The sequence below is a fragment of the Furfurilactobacillus milii genome (assembly GCF_009864005.1).
In the GTDB taxonomy this organism is placed as follows: domain Bacteria; phylum Bacillota; class Bacilli; order Lactobacillales; family Lactobacillaceae; genus Furfurilactobacillus; species Furfurilactobacillus rossiae_B.
Window position 1 is genome coordinate 1 of the sequence record NZ_WEZQ01000002.1, and the last position, 18,926, is coordinate 18,926.

The following is an 18,926-nucleotide window of genomic DNA, read 5'->3' on the forward strand; positions in this document are numbered from 1 at the left end:
CGTTATACTAACAGATGTGCTATTTGCCGGATTAGCTCAGTTGGTAGAGCATCGGTATCGTAAACCGAGGGTCAGGTGTTCAAGTCACCTATCCGGCATAAATTCGAGTGAATACCAAAAAAGCCGTCACATTTTGTGACGGTTTTTTTGATGACTAAGTCTGAAAATACGTGTTTATGTGATGCCATCACCTTAGATAATGGTTTGTTAGCGTCATAAAGCAAAAAATTTGCAATACGCCGACAACAACGCTTCTGCGCATTCTGCCACTTAAACATGAGAAAAACACTTGAAGATGGTTAAAAGATTAGAATTATTCGCCTAAAAATGGCGAATAAATTAAAAGAAGGTTTGACTATCGCCATTTATAACCGCTATAATTGTTGTATCGTTTTTTTAAACGGGGAACTACAACTGAATATTTAGAGCATTAAGAATCCCCGAAAAGTCATGGCCTTCGGGCTGCTATTGGGGGATAAATTAGGAGGATTCTTTTGGAAAACAAGAAATACGATACAGCGTTTTTTGGACAACCTCGTGGGTTGGCAACGCTGTTTTTCACAGAAATGTGGGAACGTTTCAGTTATTACGGAATGCGTGCCATTCTGTTGTTCTACATGTACTTCGCCATTGATAAGGGTGGTTTAGGCTTTAGCCAAGCTACCGCAAGTTCCATCATGGCTATCTACGGGTCACTTGTTTACTTATCCAGTGTGCTTGGTGGATTTCTGAGTGACCGTGTCTTTGGACCACGTCGCACAGTGTTCATGGGTGGTGTCCTGATTATGTTTGGACACATTGCGCTGGCCATCCCAGCTGGTGCAACGGCTTTATTCGCATCCATTGCGTTGATTGTTGTTGGTACTGGACTGTTAAAGCCAAACGTATCAGAAATGGTCGGTGCTTTATACACGACTGAAGACCGTCGTCGTGATGCCGGATTTAACATTTTCGTCTTCGGGATCAACATGGGGAGTTTATTCTCACCATATATTGTTGGGACCTTGGGTGAAAAGGTTAACTTCCACCTTGGTTTCTCCCTGGCTGCTATTGGAATGTTCTTTGGACTGATGCAGTACTGGATCGATGGTCGTAAGTATCTAAGCAAGGATGGTTTGTATCCATCAGATCCAATCGAACGTGATGACATCAAGCCATTAGCTGTTCGTTGGGGACTGGGCGTCGTTGCATTGATTCTAGTGCTTGTTTTAATGAAGTTAATGGATGCGTTGAACCTTAAGAACGTCATTTTGCTGATTAGTATTATTGCCGTTGCAACGCCGGTGGTTTACTTCATTATCATGTTGTCGAGTCGCAAGGTAACGAAGAACGAACGTCGCCATGTGGTTGCGTACATTCCACTGTTTATTGCTGCAATGTTATTCTGGGCTATTGAAGAACAAGGCTCTGTTGTGTTGGCACTGTTTGCACAACAACGGACTAACTTGCAAATTGGTGGCTGGACAATGCCGGCTGCGTACTTCCAGTCACTGAACCCTGCATTTATTATGTTATATACACCATTCTTTGCCATTTTATGGACAAAGTTGGGCAAGCGTCAGCCTAGCACGACGACTAAGTTTGCATATGGATTGGTAATTGCTGGTATTTCATACCTGTTCATGGCTCTACCTGGCTGGCTTGAAGGCACTTCTGGTCGTGTTTCCATCTTGTGGTTGATCGGAAGTTGGGCGATTGTTGAAATCGCTGAACTGTTGATTTCACCAATCGGACTGTCTGTTACAACTCGGCTTGCACCAAACGCTTTCCGTTCTCAGATGATGAGTATGTGGTTCTTGGCTGATGCTGCTGGTCAAGCCGTCAACGCACAAATCGTTCGTTTCTACACGAGTGATACAGAAGTTTCCTACTTCTTAATTGTTGGGGCTGTCAGCGTTGTTTTGGGACTTGTACTGTTTGCCTTCCGTAAGCCGATCTTTGGCCTTATGAAAGACGTCGAGATTGCCCAGGACTAAGAGTCTAAAACGTAATCATAAATAAGTTTGTGCTAAAATGTGCTCAACAGCTGTTGAGTACATTTTTTTGTAGAAGGTGAAGATAAACGATGGTACGTGTGGCCCTGACCAGTGATAATCACTTCGACGTTAATCAACTGGATAGTAATGAACTGTTGAAACATCAGGCTCAAGTATTAGCCGACTTAAAGGTAAACTATTACATTATTGCAGGCGACACCTTTAATGACTTTACGAAGACTGTGCACTATGTTGATGCGTTACAACATGAACTGGGAAGTCAAACGGAAGTTTACTTTTTGGCTGGTAATCACGATATGGCTGCCGGGGTAACGTATGCAGAGCTTGAAACCCGGATTAACGCACATTATCTGCACAATCAGTTTGTGGATATTCCGGGGACTGATTGGCGGATTGTCGGCAATAACGGGTGGTATGACTATACCTTTGCCAGCCAGTTGTTTAACGAACGCTCTGTCGCCGACTTTGCTCAGTGGAAACGCGCTTATTGGTTTGATGGCGTCATCAAGCAACCAATGACGGATCCGGAAAGAGAAGATGTGGTCTTACAGCAGACTACCAACCAACTTTTGGACGCTACAGTAGCTAACAAACGTGTTTTGTACGTCACACATTTCGTGCCACGGGCTGAATATACGCGGATTACGGATGATAATCGTTTTTGGAACATGGCAAACGCAATGTATGGTAGCCGGCGTCTTGGCGATGTATTGACCAAAGGACACGTTGTTTACGCCCAGTTTGGACATCTGCACATCAAGCCTGAGCCACGAACATTTGACCATGTGACCTACTTTAATCAGTCCGTCGGCTACAACACGCACCGTTTGCAAGAATGGCGTCATGCTGACTTTATGAGTGAATGGCAAACTCGACTAAGAATTTTGAACTTACAATAATTCCTGATTACGCTTGAATTCAATGGAAATTTTCGTTAGAATAAAAAAGTTGTCAGGAACGGCGGAATAGCGAAGTGGCTAAACGCAGCGGTCTGTAAAACCGCCCCGAAAGGTTCGTTGGTTCGAATCCAACTTCCGCCATTTATTGGGATATAGCCAAGTGGTAAGGCAACGGACTTTGACTCCGTCATGCGCTGGTTCGAATCCAGCTATCCCAATTATATAAATTAAGAAAGCAGGTATTACCGTCAAAGGTGATGCCTGCTTCTTTACGTTATAGGGATAACTATGGTATTCTTATATGCGAACATACGTTTGAAAAAAGGATAAATTATGACAGAACAAACATCACTTTTTGATCAAAATGACGCAAATCAACCATTAGCAAGTAGGATGCGTCCTCAAACGCTAGCAGAGTTTGTTGGGCAACAACAGTTACTTGGACATGGCAAAGTGTTGCGTCAACTTATTGATGACGACGCCGTCTCTTCGCTGATTTTTTGGGGACCACCGGGTGTTGGAAAAACGACTTTGGCCAGGATTATTGCCAATAAAACGCAGGCCCGCTTCATAAACTTCAGTGCGGTCACAAGTGGTATCAAAGAAATCCGTCAGGTTATGGAAGAGGCGGAAGGTAACCGACAAATTGGTGAACGCACAATTGTGTTTGTCGATGAAATTCATCGGTTTAATAAGGCACAACAAGACGCTTTCTTACCATTTGTTGAAAAGGGAAGCATCACCCTGATTGGTGCGACGACAGAAAATCCATCATTTGAAATCAATTCGGCGCTGTTGTCCCGAACCAAGGTTTTTGTGCTCCAGCCGCTAACGCACGACGATTTAATTCAATTGCTAAACCAGGCGCTTCACGACGATCGTGGTTTTGGCAAACAAAACATTCATATTAGTGATCAAACGATTGCGGCGATTGCGGACTTTGCCAACGGGGATGCCCGGGTAGCCCTAAACACGCTAGAAATGGCTGTATTGAATGGGCAGCAAGTGGGTGAAGTAACGACGGTCGATCAAGAAGATGTCGCCCAATTAGTTTCGCGAAAATCCCTAATGTATGACAAAAAGGGTGACGAACACTACAACATTATTTCCGCATTGCATAAGTCAATGCGAAATTCAGATGCGGATGCCGCACTTTACTGGCTGTCACGCATGTTGGAGGGTGGTGAAGATCCACTGTACGTGGCCCGTCGCTTAATTCGATTTGCTAGTGAAGACATTGGATTAGCTGATTCACGGGCCTTGGAAATTGCGGTGGCCGCCTATCAAGCGTCCCATTTAATCGGAATGCCAGAGTGTACCGTTAATTTGGCTCAGGCGGTGGTTTATTTATCGATGGCACCGAAGTCTAATGCGATTTATACGGCTTATTCAGCTGCCAAACACGATGCGTTGCATTCTATGGCTGAACCAGTTCCTCTACAGATCCGCAATGCGCCAACCAAGTTAATGGCTGACTTACATTATGGTGAGGGCTATCAGTATGCTCACGATACGAAGGATAAGCTGACAACATTACAGACGATGCCAGACAACTTGGTTGGCCACGTTTATTATCAGCCCACCACCCAAGGCTCTGAAAAGAAGTTCGCTGAGCGTTTGGCCCAGATTCGTGAGTGGCATGCCGAACACGATGATCATCAAAATGGTTAGCCAGATAATACTAATTGTTCACAGTTTAAGTAATCTAATATGTTTGGTTAATGACTTAAAAGCACTATAATAACTGCAAGTGTAACCAATAAGAAAATGAGGCGATTATATGGTTCAACCAGTAGCAGTCACAGATTTGTATAAGTTAGTTTCACTTGCACAACCCGTTGCGACACCAGATGCAGTCTTTTTCTTGCAAACGCAGATGCGTGAACAGGAAGACGATTATGCAACATCTATCCAACGGTTTGATTTACATACGCACGCAACGACAACGTGGGGAACATTGTCTGGCAAGGATAACGCGCTAGCAATCAGTGATGATCGGCGCGTACTGACGTTTACCAGCGAAGATACGAATCATCAGCGACAGGTTTTTGCACAATCATTAACTGGTGGCTCGCCAGTTCAAATAACGTTTGATGATTTTGGTGTCAGTGCTTATGACTGGGATGCCAAACATCAAGTCGTATACTATCAAAGCGCACCTAAGAAAGATGGCAAGCGACCGGTTAAAGCAGATCCTAAACGACCACAAACAATCAGTTACACTAAAACAATTTATAAAGATAATGATCTCGGCTATTTTGCTGAGGACGAACGCTATGTTATTAAGAAGCAAATCATTGGTCATAAAACGGCTACAGAGATCTTTGAAAATCCGGAAAAGTTTTCCATGGGCCCACTATCTCACGATGGGAGGTTGCTGACCTATTCAACGGCCGGAAAGCCAGAAGATGACAATGATTTTAGCGAGCTGACATATACGTTAGACACTGAAACTGGTGTAAAAACCGTTGTGACTGGCAGTTTAATGGCAGCTTCACTTAGTCCAGTTGGGTTTAATGAGAGTGACACTGATTTATTACTCTGGGGCACAACCAATGAGATTCCTAATATCTCTGCCTCACATTTATACAATTACCATTTCGCAGACCAACAGCTAACTGATCTAACACCGGATAGAGATGTTGTAGTCGGCGACATGATTATGAATGCTGATTTCCAACAAAACCTTAGTGGTCGTGTAGCAGCGTTCGTTAGTGATCAACAATATGTTTATACTCAGTTATCACATGGGACGTTACGGCTCATGATGGCCACGTTGGGTGATTCACTCAGTGATCATCAAGCAATCGTATCAGGGCCGCGGCATGTTACTGACTTTACAATTTCAGCAGACCATGGCGAAGTTTTCTTCACTCAATCTGCTTGGACGACGGTTGCTAAACTTTCAGCGATTACATTGAAGGATGGCAAGGAACGAGACCTGACTGATCCTAATCGTCATTATGAAACGACTCACCAATTAGTAGAGCCACTTCGGTTTACATTTATCAGTGATGACAATGTGGAAGTACCGGGCTGGTATTTGCCGCCAATTGATGCGCAGGCAAAAACAAATTATCCAGTAATTCTCTATATTCACGGTGGACCCGGTGCTAATTATGGGGAAACCTTCTTCCATGAATTACAATTTCATGCCAGTGAAGGTTATGGTGTGATTGCCATTAATCCACGAGGTTCGACCAGTTATGGACAGGAATTCCAACTTGGCGTCATTGGTCATTACGGTGAGGGCGATTATGCTGACTTAATGAATGGCTTAGATCACGTACTAGAACTGGATCCTAAAATTGATCAAGACCGGTTGTATGTTACTGGTGGTTCGTACGGTGGTTTTATGACCAACTGGATTGAGGGTCACACGAATCGTTTTAAGGCAGCTGTAACAGCGCGTTCCATTGCCGATTGGATCAGTATGTATGGTACGAGTGATATCGGATATTATTTCCTGCCATGGGAACTTACCGGTGAGCGAACGATGAAAGCTACTGATTTAACGCCACTGTGGAATGCATCGCCACTGAAGTATGTGGCCAATGTATCGACACCTACTTTAATTCTTCACAGCGAACAGGATTTTCGTTGTCCAATTGGTCAAGGTGAAGAGTGGTACACATCATTAAAGCTCAATGGTGTTGAAACGAAGATGGTCCGTTTTCCTGGTGAAAATCACGATTTGTCGCGAATAGGTAAGCCGCGTTTTCGAATTGAACGCATGCAACGGATTCACGATTGGTTTGCTACTCATCAATAAACTAGGAGGATAGCTATGGCCCAGTTATATCATGATGTCGTTGATACCAGTGTTGGTCAGTTACAGTTATTAGTTTCCAACAAAGGCTTGGTTTTTGTTGGTTCGCCCAATGCTGCGTTAAGCGAAGCAAAGAGTTATTTAAACAATGTAGATGCTGTTGATCAGGCAATCACTGATGACCAAAAAACGTTGAAGTATCGACAGCAAATTAGCGATTACTTTGAGGGTAAACGCCATGATTTTGATTTGCCGATTGACCATTTTGGCACCGGCACACGTCTTCAACAAGCAGTTTGGGATGCATTGGTACTAATTCCTTATGGGATGACTTGTGATTATACGACCATTGCTGCTAATATCGGTCAGCCGTCAGCAATTAGGGCGGTTGCGACAGCAATTGCGAAAAATCCGGTACTGATTGTAACGCCATGTCATCGAGTTTTGCGTAAGGATGGCGGATTGGGCGGTTATCGCGGTGGTTTAACGATGAAACGGCAGCTATTAGCACTTGAACGTACTGCATAGTATAAGGTGTGCAGCGTTAATCTGATGTGTAAAAAATTATTTAGACAACATAATTGTTTATCATTCACAGACGGATGGATTTAATTAAGCTGTTAGGTAGGCAATGGGCCCTTTTATGTTGTTAGTTACAAAGAACGCAGTTTTAGATTGGAAGGCCAATTTTTGACTACGTTCTTTTTGACCACTCATTTAGAGGAAAATTATTTTTTAGTGACTCGTAGTTGCATTATTGGTCTATATCAGTTACATTCTAATCAGATATGACATTATCTGCATTTTTTGTGACAGTGGTTATAAAAATACAGCATTTTAAAAACAGATGCGGGGAGAGACGGTTCATGCAACTCGGATTTATTGGTGTTGGCGGTATGGCTCAGGCGATTATCAAAGGATTGATTGCTGCAGATGCAGTGACACCTTCAGATATCATTGTGCACAGCGCTCATAAGGAGCACTATCAGGCATTTGCATCATCAACAGGTGTGCGGATGGCAGATAGTAATGCGGAGGTCGTTCAAGACAGCGATTTTGTTGTGTTAGCGGTAACGCCGAATATTGCACCTGAGGTTTTAAAAGAGACACGTGACGAGTTAAACCAAGGGCCTAAAGTATTAATTTCGATTGTTGCAGGTCTATCTTTACAAACAATGGAAGAACTGGCGGGATACGAAATGCCAATTCTGCGGACTTTGCCAAACGTTAACGTAGCCATCGATGCCGGGATGACAGCTTTAGCCGTTAATGAAAATTTAACAGGTGCCAAGTTAGCAGATGCTAAGGGGCTGTTTGATGCAATTGGTAGCACCACTGTCTTGCCAGAAGCAGATTTCAGTACCTTCTCTGCCTTGGCCGGCAGTTCGCCAGCCTATATCTACTTCTTTATTGACGCACTTTCACGTGCCGGCGTTAAGCATGGTCTTAATAAAAAAGAGGCGACGCGGATTGCTGCAGCCGTAACGGAAGGTTCAGCTAAAATGGTGCTTCAATCTGACAAAATTCCGTTTGATTTAATTGATCAAGTTTCTTCGCCAGGTGGTTCAACTGTCGCTGGGTTGCTAGCAATGGAAGAAGCCGGGTTCATGACTGCTGTAGTAAAAGGGATTGATGCCACAATTAAGCGTGATCAAGAATAAACGCGTTGAAAAAGTGGTCTATACCAGCTATACTAGAAAGCGTAACCAAATGAGCTTTTTCAATGGAGCGTGTTAACTACCCCAGTGTTTAAGGCGTAGCGGCACATTTATGAGGAGGAAGATTCAATGAGTACGGTTTTGAAACATGCGATCATCTACACGGGTGAAGAAAAGATTGATGATGGTTATTTGCGGTTTGGCAAAACGATCGAAGCAGTCGGCCCGATGAGTGATTACGTCGCTGAACCAGACGACAATGTAGAATTTGTGACGGGTAAAGTGATTGTACCCGGATTTATCGATGTTCACAGTCATGGTGGCTACAGTTTTGATTCGATGGACGGCGATCCTGACCAAATCAACGAGATGGTCAATGATATGGTTCACGAAGGAATCACAACATTGTTTCCAACTACGATGACGCAGTCTACCGAACATTTAAATCACGCGATGGAAGGTATTGCCAAGGCTGCTGAAGAGAACCCAGTTATTCAAGGAATCCATCTTGAAGGACCATTTATTTCCGCAACTTATAAGGGTGCTCAACCTGAAAAGTATATTTCAGATCCCAACATTGACTTGCTCGATAATTGGAACAAGCTGTCAGGAAACCGTGTTCGTTTGATTACATACGCACCGGAAGATCCTGGTTCGCGTGAATTCGAAAAATACTGTCTGAGTCATAACATTGTGCCATCAGTTGGTCACAGTAATGCTACCCGTGAGCAAATGCTTGCTTCCAAGGCAACGCACGTTACGCATTTGTACAACGCACAACGTGAATTTAAGCACCGTGAACCTGGTGTTACTGGCCATGCTATGTTGGAAGACAACATGTACTGTGAATTGATCTGTGATGGATTCCACATTGTGCCAGATATGATCAAGTTGGCTTATGAACAAAAAGGTGCTGAACGCATTGATCTAGTCACTGATTCAATGCGCGCCAAGGGGATGCCTGAAGGAATCAGTGAACTTGGTGGTCAAAAGGTTATTGTTAAGGATAAACAGGCACGACTGGAATCCGGCAACTTGGCTGGATCGGTGCTACGTTATGACGACGCATTCCGCAACATTCAATACTTTACTGGATGCGGTATTGAAGAAGCTGTTCAAATGTCCTCTGTTAACCAAGCTACCGAATTTGGTTTAACCAGCAAGGGTGGTTTACAGGCTGGTAAAGACGCTGACTTTAACATTATGGATCGTAATCAAAACTTGGAACGGACTTACAGTTATGGTCGTCGCTTTGATGACTAATTAGGTTTCAAATAACTGAATTCCAACCAGGCTTACTAAAACTAAGGGATGAAAAAAATGGCCTCACCTATTTACATTCAAATTCATAATCGTTTACGGAAAGCCGTGGAAGATGGTCAGTGGCAAGTTGGGGATAAAATCCCCTCAGAACGTGAACTTGCCATTCAGTTTGGCGTGAGTCGAATGACTTTACGACAAGCCGTTCAGACGTTAGTTGAGGAAGGCCTGTTAGAACGACGTGTTGGCGCAGGCACATATGTGGCTAATCGCAAGGTGCAAGAGCGTGTTTCTGGTGTGACCAGTTTCACCGAGTTAATGGAACAAGCTGGTAAGGTGCCATCCTCACGGACAGTATCCTATCACATCACAACACCATCGCTTTCAGAAAGTGAAAAATTACAACTGGCACCTAATGAACAGATTTTGCGAATGGAACGAATTCGTTTCGGCAACGATGAACCTATCTGTTTTGAAGTGGCCACTGTGCCTGAACGATTGATTCGACGCTTTAGCAAGGAAGATGTTACTAATTCACTGTACCGCGTGCTGGAAGACGAGGCCGGCCTTAAAGTTGGTCACGCTCAGCAAACGGTGTCGGCGATGACAGCCAGTGAACGGGTAGCAGAATATTTGAATGTTAAGCGTAGTGATCCATTACTGCGTTTGCGTCAAGTTTCATTCCTTGATGATGGTACGCCGTTTGAATACGTGCGGACCCAGTATGTCGGTAACCGATTTGAGTTCTACCTGGAACGTTAGTTGAGTAATAAAACTATGATTAAACGTGTGTCTGTGCGATTGTTTTCCATAATTATGACAAGCAAAGTAGTTCTTTTGTGTGTTGAAATTGTGGGGAATGGTCATGTGGGCACACGTTTTTTGATGCAATGAAGGCATTTAACAAAGAAATTCACAAGATATGGTAAAATATGGGAGTTAAGAAAAATTCGTCTAAACAGAAAGGGAATAATTGCGATGGTTACGCGTTATCCAGATGACAGCCTGACGCTTCATACAGATGCATACGAAGTTAACATGGTCCAAACTTACTTTGAGGATGGAGTGGCCGATCGGCACGCCGTGTTCGAATTATATTTTCGTGACCTACCATTTCACAATGGTTATGCCGTATTTGCGGGCCTAGAGCGGGTTGTCGATTACATTAATCAACTGCAGTTCACTGATTCTGACTTAGAGTATTTAGCGTCCACAAAACAATATTCGGAGAAGTTTTTAAATTATTTGCGGAATTTTAAGTTCACAGGGACGATTCGTGCCGCAAAAGAAGGCGACCTGGTTTTTAACAACGAACCACTGGTCCAAGTAGAGGGGACGTTGGCGGATTGTCAACTCGTTGAAACGGCCTTGTTGAACATCGTTAACTATCAGACTTTAATTGCTACAAAAGCTGCCCGCATTCGTTCAGTAGCTGGCAATGATGGAATCTTGGAGTTTGGTACGCGACGGGCGCAAGAAATGGACGCCGCCATTTGGGGTACGCGTGCTGCTTATATCGGTGGATTTGACGCTACTAGTAACATGCGCGCTGGTAAAATTTTTGGAATTCCAATAAGTGGCACCCATGCTCATAGCTTGGTCCAAACGTACCGTAATGACTATGACGCTTTTATGGCTTACGCTCGTTCACACAAGGACTGTGTCTTTCTTGTAGACACATATGACACACTACGTTCAGGCGTGCCAAACGCTATTCGCGTGGCCAAAGAGATGGGCGATAAGATTAACTTTTTAGGCGTTCGTATTGATTCTGGGGACATGGCATATATTTCAAAACGTGTGCGCGAACAACTTGATGAAGCGGGATTTCCGAATGCTAAAATTTATGCGTCGAATGACTTGGACGAAAAGACGATTACCAACCTTAAGATGCAGGGCGCTAAGATTGACGTTTGGGGCGTGGGCACAAAACTGATTACTGCGTTTGACCAGCCTGCACTTGGTGCTGTGTACAAACTGGTGTCCGTTGAAAATGAACGGGGCACAATGGTTGATACAATCAAGTTGTCGAGTAACGCTGAAAAAGTATCGACGCCAGGGAAAAAACAGGTTTGGCGGATTACGAAGAAGGCGGATGGTAAATCTGAGGGTGATTATGTTGCGTTATCTGACGAACGGCCAGACGAAGCGTCACGATTGCATATGTTCCATCCAAGCTATACGTACATCAATAAGGACGTGACGGATTTTGATGCTCGTCCCGTGTTGGTGACGATTTTTGAAAACGGCAAGCAAGTTTATGAGTTGCCTGAGTTACAAACGATTAAACAGTTTGCTGCAGACCAGCTAGCTTCTTTGTGGGATGAGTACAAACGGGATCTGAATCCGCAAATTTATCCTGTTGATTTATCGCAAAAACTTTGGGATCACAAACAAAATATCATTAAGCAAGTTCACAGTTATGTCAGTGAATTAAAGTTTGACGGACAGTCCTAGGCTATCCATCTATTTCAGTAGTAATTAAGTTATGGAGGCCTTCGGACATGAGGGAAAAACAGGCAGAAATTATTAAGGCACTCGGTGTTAGCGCTGACTTTGATGCGGAACAGGAAATTCGGAAAAGTGTTGAGTTTTTAAAGGACTATTTGAAAAAGAACACGTTCTTAAGGGCACTGGTTCTGGGAATTTCTGGTGGTCAAGATTCCACACTGGCTGGCAAATTATCACAGATGGCGATTGCAGAGATGCGTCAGGAAACAGGCGATGATCAGTATCAATTCATTGCAGTTCGTTTGCCATATGGTGAACAGGCGGATGAAAGTGACGCGATGGATGCCATCACGTTTATGGAAGCCGATAAGGTAATGCGGGTGAATGTTCAGGCGGCAGTTGACGCTGATGTTGCCGCGGTTGAAACTAACGGGCTAACGGTGTCTGACTTTAACAAAGGAAATATCAAAGCACGTGAGCGCATGGTGGCCCAGTATACGATTGCTGGTGAAGTTCATGGCGCTGTCGTGGGCACGGATCATGCGGCTGAAGCGGTTACTGGGTTTTATACAAAGTACGGCGATGGTGGCACGGACATTGATCCTTTGTACCGGCTGGACAAACGGCAAGGAAAAGCGATGCTGAAGGTCTTAAACGCACCGGAACATTTATACTTAAAGGTCCCGACTGCTGATCTGGAGGACAACCGTCCGGCATTACCTGATGAAGTGGCCCTTGGCGTCACATATGATGACATTGATAATTATCTGGAAGGCAAAACGATTAAGGACGCTGACGCTGATAAAATTGAAAATTGGTACAACAAGACGATGCACAAACGTCATATGCCGATTACGATTTTTGATAACTTTTGGCGTTAGTTCGAACTTATTACTTGTGTTTAACTAATCATTTCGATATACTTTTGCTTAAGATAAATGAGGGAGTAACTAATGGTGTCATCGCGCGCAGATATTGTGTTGTGACACCGTGGCAACGCCACCAACAAGATTCGTTCTGGTTTTGTCTTAAATAGTGAGACTCATGGTCTGCACATTTAGTGTGCGTCCATGGGTCTTTTTTCGTCCCATGAGCGATGTACACAGCCGATAATTTAAAGGAGAGATGTTAAGTGAAGCAAAGTAAATTACCGCAAGCAGCGCAATGGACCATTGATGAATCCCTTCAGCAGATGAAATCAAGTAGAGATGGGTTGACTGACCAAATGGTGTCGACGAGACGCGATGAGCACGGTCCGAACGCGTTAGCGGCCAAACGGCAAACAACCTTACTGGAAAAGTTTATTGCTCAGTTTAAAGATTTAATGATTGTAGTGCTGATTGTGGCCGCCATCATTGCTGCAATGACAGGTGAAGTGGTGGATGCCATCATTATCTTACTGGTAGTGGTGCTCAACGCCGTGTTTGGCGTTTTCCAAGAAGCGAAGGCAGAGCAGGCCATTAATGCGCTTCAAGAAATGTCGGCGCCAAATGCACACGTCCGTCGTAATGGCGAAACAGTGACGGTAAAAAGTGACGAATTAGTGCCTGGTGATATTGTACTTCTGGAAGCTGGTGATATTGTGCCAGCGGATATGCGTTTATTAGAAAGTGCTTCGCTTAAAATTGAGGAGTCTGCGCTTACAGGTGAGTCAGTGCCAGTCACTAAACAACTTGCTCCAGTGACGGAAACGAACGTTGGGTTAGGGGACATGAGCGACTTAGCGTTTATGAATAGTAACGTGACCTATGGCCGTGGTGTGGGGGTCGTTACAGCTACGGGGATGCAAACGCAGGTTGGCCGCATCGCTGGGATGCTTGATAACACTAAAGAACGCAAAACACCGTTGCAGGAAAATCTGGCCCATTTAGGTAAAGTGTTAACGGCACTGATTCTGGTGGTTGCTGTAATTGTCTTTGCAGTCGGCATGATTCGTGGTAATGAAACATTGATTAACATGCTGCTGACGGCTATTTCATTGGCGGTAGCGGCCATTCCAGAAGGATTGCCTGCCATTGTGACCATCACATTAGCTCTGGGGACGACGCGCATGGCCAAACTAAATGCTCTGGTTCGTCGTTTGCCTGCCGTTGAAACGCTGGGAAGTACGGATATTATCGCTTCAGATAAAACCGGAACCTTGACTCAAAACAAGATGACGGTTGAAAAACTAGTGGTTGATGGCGAAGTTCGTGAGGCTAAAGCTGGGGTTGGTGCAGCGGCTGATAGTGATGAGGGAATCTTAGCAACCCTGTTGATGTTGAATAACGATACCAAACTGACGTCCGATGGTTTAGTCGGAGATCCAACAGAAACAGCCTTGATTCAGTACAACATGGATCATGATGTAACTGCCGACAAATTTCTAGCTGCACATCCTCGACAAGCTGAAATTCCGTTTGATTCAGAACGTAAATTGATGACGACCGTTAATAAAATGGATGATACTGGCGCATTGTGGATTACCGTTAAGGGGGCACCAGATGAATTGCTAAAACGGGCCACGCAGGTTCAGCGCAATGGTCAGGTTGTGCCATTGACAGACGAGCTTAGGGAACAGTTGTTGACGATCAACCATCAGCTGGCCGTGCAGGCATTGCGAGTATTGGCGTTTGCTTACCGCCCGGTTGAAACCGTTCCGGCAACCATGACTTCAGATAAGGTGGAGCAAGATCTCATCTTTGCTGGATTTGTTGGAATGATCGATCCAGAGCGGCCAGAAGTAGCTGGCGCGGTTGCTGAAGCTAAAAGCGCGGGTATTCGACCACTGATGATTACGGGTGACCACGCGGATACAGCTAAGGCCATTGCCGTTCGACTCGGCATTATTCAGGCTGACGATGACGCTGGCGTCATCACCGGTGCTCAACTAGACGACTTGAGTGATGCCGATTTTGAAAAACGGGTATCGCAATATTCTGTTTACGCGCGGGTGGCGCCGGAGCATAAAGTTCGGATTGTGAATGCCTGGCAAAAGCGTGGCAAAGTTGTTGCCATGACTGGCGACGGTGTGAACGATGCTCCAGCGCTGAAAACTGCTGATATCGGCGTTGGGATGGGGATCACTGGGACAGAAGTGTCTAAGGGTGCATCCGATATGGTTCTTGCTGATGACAACTTCTCTACGATTGTGGTGGCGGTTCGTGAAGGTCGTAAAGTATTTGCTAACATCCAAAAGGCCATTCAATACTTGCTATCTGCAAACTTAGGTGAAGTGTTAACCCTTTTTGTAATGACCATGATGGGGTGGCAAATCTTGGCACCCGTGCACATTTTATGGATCAATTTGGTGACTGACACATTCCCAGCGATTGCGTTAGGACTGGAACCGGCCGAAAAGAATATCATGAAACAGAAGCCACGTGGTCGCACGTCAAACTTCTTGTCTGGCGGAGTATTTGGCAACATTATCTATCAGGGATTGTTGGAAGGTGGGCTGACACTTTTGGTTTACTGGTTAGCCTTGACATTCCCCGTTCATGCCGGTGCAGAACAAATTCATGCGGATGCGTTGACCATGGCGTTTGCAACGCTTGGATTGATTCAGTTGTTCCATGCATTTAATTCAAAATCAATTCATGGGACAATTTTTACGAAGCAGCTCTTTAAGAACCGTGCATTTAACTGGGCCATTCTAGTGGCATTTGTGCTGTTGGCCGCGACAATTCTAGTGCCTGGATTTAACACACTCTTCCACGTTACAACATTGGATTGGTTCCAGTGGTTAATCGTGATTGGTGCAGGTGTGACGATGATTTTAATCGTGGAAGTGGTAAAATTAGTGCAACGTCTAAGAAAGAGTGGTGCCGAAGCTCGGTAATACCCGAGCAATAACGTAAAGGTGGCGGCATGCAAGCGCAGTTCGCTTGTGGGCAGACAGCTTTGGGTTATGCAGAGGGGATTGAGCGATAGGTGCACGTTTAGAAGAGTGGTGCCGAAGCTCGGTAATACCCGAGCAATAACGGACAAGGAGATTATTGTGAAAAAGAACTTAATGATGGTTTACGGGCAGACATTGTCCAGAACGATTGCGGATACGGAAGATGTCCAAAAAGATTTAGAACCTTATTACACGAAGTTAAAAACAGCGATGGATGCCGATAAGTTGGCAGACCTTAGTGACGCTGACTTTGCTGATATTCAGTCAGAATTTCAGGATGGTACGGATCGTTATCTGAGCTACAATGATAAATTGAAAAAGTTACAAGCACCTGCGCGTTTCATGGGGAAGCATCAGACACTTAAGCGTGCCTATGACACTTATGCGAATGCGTGCCAGACGATGACGGACAGTTTGAATGTCAAGGAGCACACGGTCGACACGAAAAAGTTTGCCCAGGCAGAAATTGACCAAAATGAAGCCATGGATCGAATTATTCGTCTCATTCAGACAATCATGGCAACTAACGCTTAGTGTCGTTACATTTAGATTCTTTTACGTATGTAAAGGTATAGAATGTAGTGCTTAGCGTTAACAGAAAGGAACCGCTCATTCTGAACATTGGGATGAGTGGTTTTTCATTGGGTAATGAAATTGTGGAGGAAAATGAATGACAAATGATGAATTACAACGGTTGGTCATGCAAATTTCCACGCGGGAGTTTGGCAAACCGTTTAAACACCAGGTCGTGTTCAACTCGCGGTTGCAAACGACGGGTGGTCGCTACCATCTTCGGGATCATCATATTGATATAAATCCGAAAATGTTAACTGATTTCGGTGAAGATACCCTTGAAGGGGTGATTAAGCACGAGCTGGTTCACTATCACTTGTCGATGGCAGGATTGCCATTTAATCATCGTAGTCGGGAATTTCGAACCTTGCTGGCACAGGTGGGTGGCAGCCGTTTTGCACCGGCACCTAAACAACGACAAGGACAGACAGCTCACTCACGATCACGGCACATCTATATTTATGAGTGTGTAAAATGCGGTCAACGATATACGCGGCGTCGTCGAATCAATACACGGCGATTTGCATGTGGGATTTGTGGTGGTCGGTTAAATTTGGCAGAAGCTTATACTCAAGAATCTTAAGAAACCGTGAAACTCGTCTGTAGAATTCGAATGTCGTAATGGCTATTGTACACTGTATGGCAGAATACGCTATGATAGCTGTATCGATGAATGTGGGGGTAGGGTATGGAACGAATTTATCAGTGGCTTAAGAAAGAGGACGTTCAACTTTATTTAACCTTGGCGTTTTTGATCTTTGTGTTGTTTTGTTTTCGCCACTTTCTCTCCATTATTTTGCTAATTACGATTTTTTCTTTCTTAGCATTAAAAGTGACGACTCGTTTACGACAATGGTTACCCATTGGTCAGGTGCTGGCGACTTTGATTGTGTATGTGGTGGTGATTGGCTTAGTTGTACTAGCTATCTCCTACGCAGCACCCTCTTTGGCTAGTCAGTTTTCTGGCATCCCTCATTTGATTATGAAAGCGATCAATGATCATCCAGTTTGGGATAAGCAATTAGACACATGGGTGAATAAAGCACTCAACAGTAGTGAAATTATGAAACACGGCCAAACGGCTTTGGAAACGGGGCTACGTGGACTGGAAAGTGTCGGCACAGCCTTCTCGCACGTGGGGGTTGCCATTTTCTTAAGCTTGATTTTTACCGCGTCTTACGGCCGGATGAAGCGATTTGGGGACGCGTTTTTACACAGCCGTTTTAAAAAGTTCTTCACCAATGTTTATTTCTTGGTTCGCAAGTTTGTTACTATTTTGGGAACGGTTGTGGATACGCAATTAATTATTTGTTCAATTAACACGATTTTGATGACCATTGGCTTATTTTTCCTAAAGATGCCAAGTTTAATGGTGTTAGCCGTAATTGTCTTTATCCTTGGATTGGTGCCTGTTGCTGGGGTGCTCATTTCGATGGTGCCGTTAACGTTGATCGCGTTTGCTAGCGGCGGTATCTGGCGAGTCGTGGAAGTGATTATCTTAGTTATTGTGATTCACTTCTTTGAATCTTACTTCTTGCACCCACGTCTTATGGCTACTGCCACTGATTTGCCGATTTTTGTGACATTCATGACTTTGATTGTGAGTGAAGAGATATTCGGTGTTTGGGGACTGATTGTTGGATTACCAATTGTGGCATTCTTCCTCGATCTCTTTGGTGTTCATCCCCAGCCTAATGATGGACCAATCATGCAGCAGCTTCGTGGTGATAAATAAGTGCTAAACGGAAATATGCGGGGAGAATGTCAAAGAGTAATTGCCAAGTCTGCGAATGTCTGGTAGAATTATTTTCGTTGATGCGGCCATGGCGGAATTGGCAGACGCGCAAGATTAAGGATCTTGTGATCCCTTCGATCATCCGAGTTCAAGTCTCGGTGGCCGCATAATCAGATTGGTTAACTAGGCTGACCAATCTAAAAAGATCCTCGTAGTGATGATTTCACTACGAGGATCTTTTTTTGTCGTGGATGACTTTTAAAAACTGAGATTAATTTTTCGTTGGCTTAAGCCGGCGTCCACGTGAATATCATGAAGTTTAATTTCATAAGCAACTAGTTGTGGTCCAATGGCATCCCATACGTGCTGGTAATTAGGTACCAACTCTAAATAGCGGGGAAGTAAGTCATCAGCCATCGTTTTTTCAGATGGGGTAATGGTAACGTGATGGGCGCGGACAAAGGGATTTGTCGTTTCACTTTCGTGAGGGATGGTAATCAGGGCCGCATCTGCGTGTTCTGCGTAAATTGCCAATGCGTTACTGCCACGAACGGAAGAAAAATACAGCGTATCCGGCTGATCGGCATACCAGACAAAATTAATCACTTTAACGTCAGCAGTATCATTTAATGATGTACTTAGGGCGAGTTTGTCTGCTGTTGCATAAACCTGTTGCAGTAATTCGATGTCTTGTTTATCCATAA

Annotated in this window: 15 protein-coding genes and 4 tRNA genes; 18 read left to right on the forward strand and 1 reads right to left on the reverse strand. The window is 44.4% G+C overall.

Features of this window, described 5'->3' with window-relative positions:
* Positions 1 to 25: 25 nt before the first annotated feature.
* The 18 genes from GB993_RS01535 (at position 26) to GB993_RS01620 (ending at position 18,389) form a co-directional block, all read left to right on the forward strand.
* Positions 26 to 98: transfer RNA gene (locus GB993_RS01535), tRNA-Thr, on the forward strand.
* A gap of 396 nt (positions 99 to 494) precedes the next feature.
* Entirely contained in the window at positions 495 to 1,976 is a 1,482-nt protein-coding gene (locus tag GB993_RS01540) for a peptide MFS transporter (RefSeq protein ID WP_161002832.1), read from the forward strand.
* 89 nt (positions 1,977 to 2,065) lie between these two features.
* Positions 2,066 to 2,896, forward strand: a complete 831-nt coding sequence (locus tag GB993_RS01545; protein WP_161000995.1) for a metallophosphoesterase — start codon at positions 2,066 to 2,068, stop codon at positions 2,894 to 2,896.
* Positions 2,897 to 2,956: 60 nt separating this feature from the next.
* Positions 2,957 to 3,037 (forward strand) — tRNA-Tyr (locus tag GB993_RS01550).
* Positions 3,038 to 3,042: 5 nt separating this feature from the next.
* Positions 3,043 to 3,114 (forward strand) — tRNA-Gln (locus GB993_RS01555).
* A 115-nt stretch (positions 3,115 to 3,229) separates the two neighbouring features.
* Positions 3,230 to 4,567, forward strand: a complete 1,338-nt coding sequence (locus tag GB993_RS01560) for a replication-associated recombination protein A (protein WP_161002833.1) — start codon at positions 3,230 to 3,232, stop codon at positions 4,565 to 4,567.
* Positions 4,568 to 4,676: 109 nt separating this feature from the next.
* The gene (locus GB993_RS01565) at positions 4,677 to 6,668 is read left to right on the forward strand and encodes an alpha/beta hydrolase family protein (RefSeq protein WP_161002834.1); all 1,992 of its coding nucleotides are present in this window, start codon (positions 4,677 to 4,679) and stop codon (positions 6,666 to 6,668) included.
* A gap of 15 nt (positions 6,669 to 6,683) precedes the next feature.
* Positions 6,684 to 7,193: a methylated-DNA--[protein]-cysteine S-methyltransferase gene (locus GB993_RS01570; protein ID WP_161002835.1), complete on the forward strand. Its 510-nt coding sequence runs from the start codon at positions 6,684 to 6,686 to the stop codon at positions 7,191 to 7,193.
* Between the two features lie 338 nt (positions 7,194 to 7,531).
* Positions 7,532 to 8,326, forward strand: a complete 795-nt coding sequence (proC, locus tag GB993_RS01575; RefSeq protein WP_161002836.1) for a pyrroline-5-carboxylate reductase — start codon at positions 7,532 to 7,534, stop codon at positions 8,324 to 8,326.
* A 126-nt stretch (positions 8,327 to 8,452) separates the two neighbouring features.
* On the forward strand, positions 8,453 to 9,586 hold the full coding sequence (gene nagA / locus GB993_RS01580; RefSeq protein ID WP_161002837.1) for an N-acetylglucosamine-6-phosphate deacetylase: 1,134 nt from the start codon (positions 8,453 to 8,455) through the stop codon (positions 9,584 to 9,586).
* Positions 9,587 to 9,643: 57 nt separating this feature from the next.
* Positions 9,644 to 10,345 carry a GntR family transcriptional regulator gene (locus tag GB993_RS01585; RefSeq protein ID WP_017262591.1) on the forward strand — a complete coding sequence of 234 codons (702 nt, stop codon included), beginning with the start codon at positions 9,644 to 9,646 and terminating at the stop codon, positions 10,343 to 10,345.
* A gap of 216 nt (positions 10,346 to 10,561) precedes the next feature.
* Positions 10,562 to 12,040: a nicotinate phosphoribosyltransferase gene (locus tag GB993_RS01590; protein ID WP_161002838.1), complete on the forward strand. Its 1,479-nt coding sequence runs from the start codon at positions 10,562 to 10,564 to the stop codon at positions 12,038 to 12,040.
* Positions 12,041 to 12,087: 47 nt separating this feature from the next.
* Complete coding sequence (gene nadE / locus GB993_RS01595) at positions 12,088 to 12,915, forward strand: NAD(+) synthase (RefSeq protein ID WP_161002839.1); 828 nt, start codon at positions 12,088 to 12,090, stop codon at positions 12,913 to 12,915.
* 311 nt (positions 12,916 to 13,226) lie between these two features.
* The gene (locus tag GB993_RS01600) at positions 13,227 to 15,854 is read left to right on the forward strand and encodes a cation-translocating P-type ATPase (protein WP_162854015.1); all 2,628 of its coding nucleotides are present in this window, start codon (positions 13,227 to 13,229) and stop codon (positions 15,852 to 15,854) included.
* A 159-nt stretch (positions 15,855 to 16,013) separates the two neighbouring features.
* Positions 16,014 to 16,448, forward strand: coding sequence for a hypothetical protein (locus GB993_RS01605; protein ID WP_161002841.1), 435 nt, complete (start codon positions 16,014 to 16,016; stop codon positions 16,446 to 16,448).
* 136 nt (positions 16,449 to 16,584) lie between these two features.
* On the forward strand, positions 16,585 to 17,070 hold the full coding sequence (locus tag GB993_RS01610) for a SprT family protein (RefSeq protein ID WP_161002842.1): 486 nt from the start codon (positions 16,585 to 16,587) through the stop codon (positions 17,068 to 17,070).
* A 105-nt stretch (positions 17,071 to 17,175) separates the two neighbouring features.
* Positions 17,176 to 18,222: an AI-2E family transporter gene (locus tag GB993_RS01615; RefSeq protein WP_161002843.1), complete on the forward strand. Its 1,047-nt coding sequence runs from the start codon at positions 17,176 to 17,178 to the stop codon at positions 18,220 to 18,222.
* Positions 18,223 to 18,304: 82 nt separating this feature from the next.
* Positions 18,305 to 18,389 (forward strand) — tRNA-Leu (locus GB993_RS01620).
* Positions 18,390 to 18,480: 91 nt separating this feature from the next.
* Here GB993_RS01620 and GB993_RS01625 read toward each other — a convergent pair.
* On the reverse strand, positions 18,481 to 18,924 hold the full coding sequence (locus GB993_RS01625) for a pyridoxamine 5'-phosphate oxidase (protein ID WP_161002844.1): 444 nt from the start codon (positions 18,922 to 18,924) through the stop codon (positions 18,481 to 18,483).
* Positions 18,925 to 18,926 lie beyond the last annotated feature (2 nt).

Bases quoted from the DNA above. Each gene is read 5' to 3' on its own strand.
- GB993_RS01625 (WP_161002844.1), bottom strand. From the start codon at position 18,924: ATGGATAAACAAGACATCGAATTACTGCAACAGGTTTATGCAACAGCA.
- GB993_RS01565 (WP_161002834.1), top strand. From the start codon at position 4,677: ATGGTTCAACCAGTAGCAGTCACAGATTTGTATAAGTTAGTTTCACTT.
- GB993_RS01615 (WP_161002843.1), top strand. From the start codon at position 17,176: ATGGAACGAATTTATCAGTGGCTTAAGAAAGAGGACGTTCAACTTTAT.
- GB993_RS01590 (WP_161002838.1), top strand. From the start codon at position 10,562: ATGGTTACGCGTTATCCAGATGACAGCCTGACGCTTCATACAGATGCA.
- GB993_RS01600 (WP_162854015.1), top strand. From the start codon at position 13,227: ATGAAATCAAGTAGAGATGGGTTGACTGACCAAATGGTGTCGACGAGA.
- GB993_RS01545 (WP_161000995.1), top strand. From the start codon at position 2,066: ATGGTACGTGTGGCCCTGACCAGTGATAATCACTTCGACGTTAATCAA.
- proC (WP_161002836.1), top strand. From the start codon at position 7,532: ATGCAACTCGGATTTATTGGTGTTGGCGGTATGGCTCAGGCGATTATC.
- nagA (WP_161002837.1), top strand. From the start codon at position 8,453: ATGAGTACGGTTTTGAAACATGCGATCATCTACACGGGTGAAGAAAAG.
- nadE (WP_161002839.1), top strand. From the start codon at position 12,088: ATGAGGGAAAAACAGGCAGAAATTATTAAGGCACTCGGTGTTAGCGCT.
- GB993_RS01585 (WP_017262591.1), top strand. From the start codon at position 9,644: ATGGCCTCACCTATTTACATTCAAATTCATAATCGTTTACGGAAAGCC.
- GB993_RS01560 (WP_161002833.1), top strand. From the start codon at position 3,230: ATGACAGAACAAACATCACTTTTTGATCAAAATGACGCAAATCAACCA.
- GB993_RS01570 (WP_161002835.1), top strand. From the start codon at position 6,684: ATGGCCCAGTTATATCATGATGTCGTTGATACCAGTGTTGGTCAGTTA.
- GB993_RS01610 (WP_161002842.1), top strand. From the start codon at position 16,585: ATGACAAATGATGAATTACAACGGTTGGTCATGCAAATTTCCACGCGG.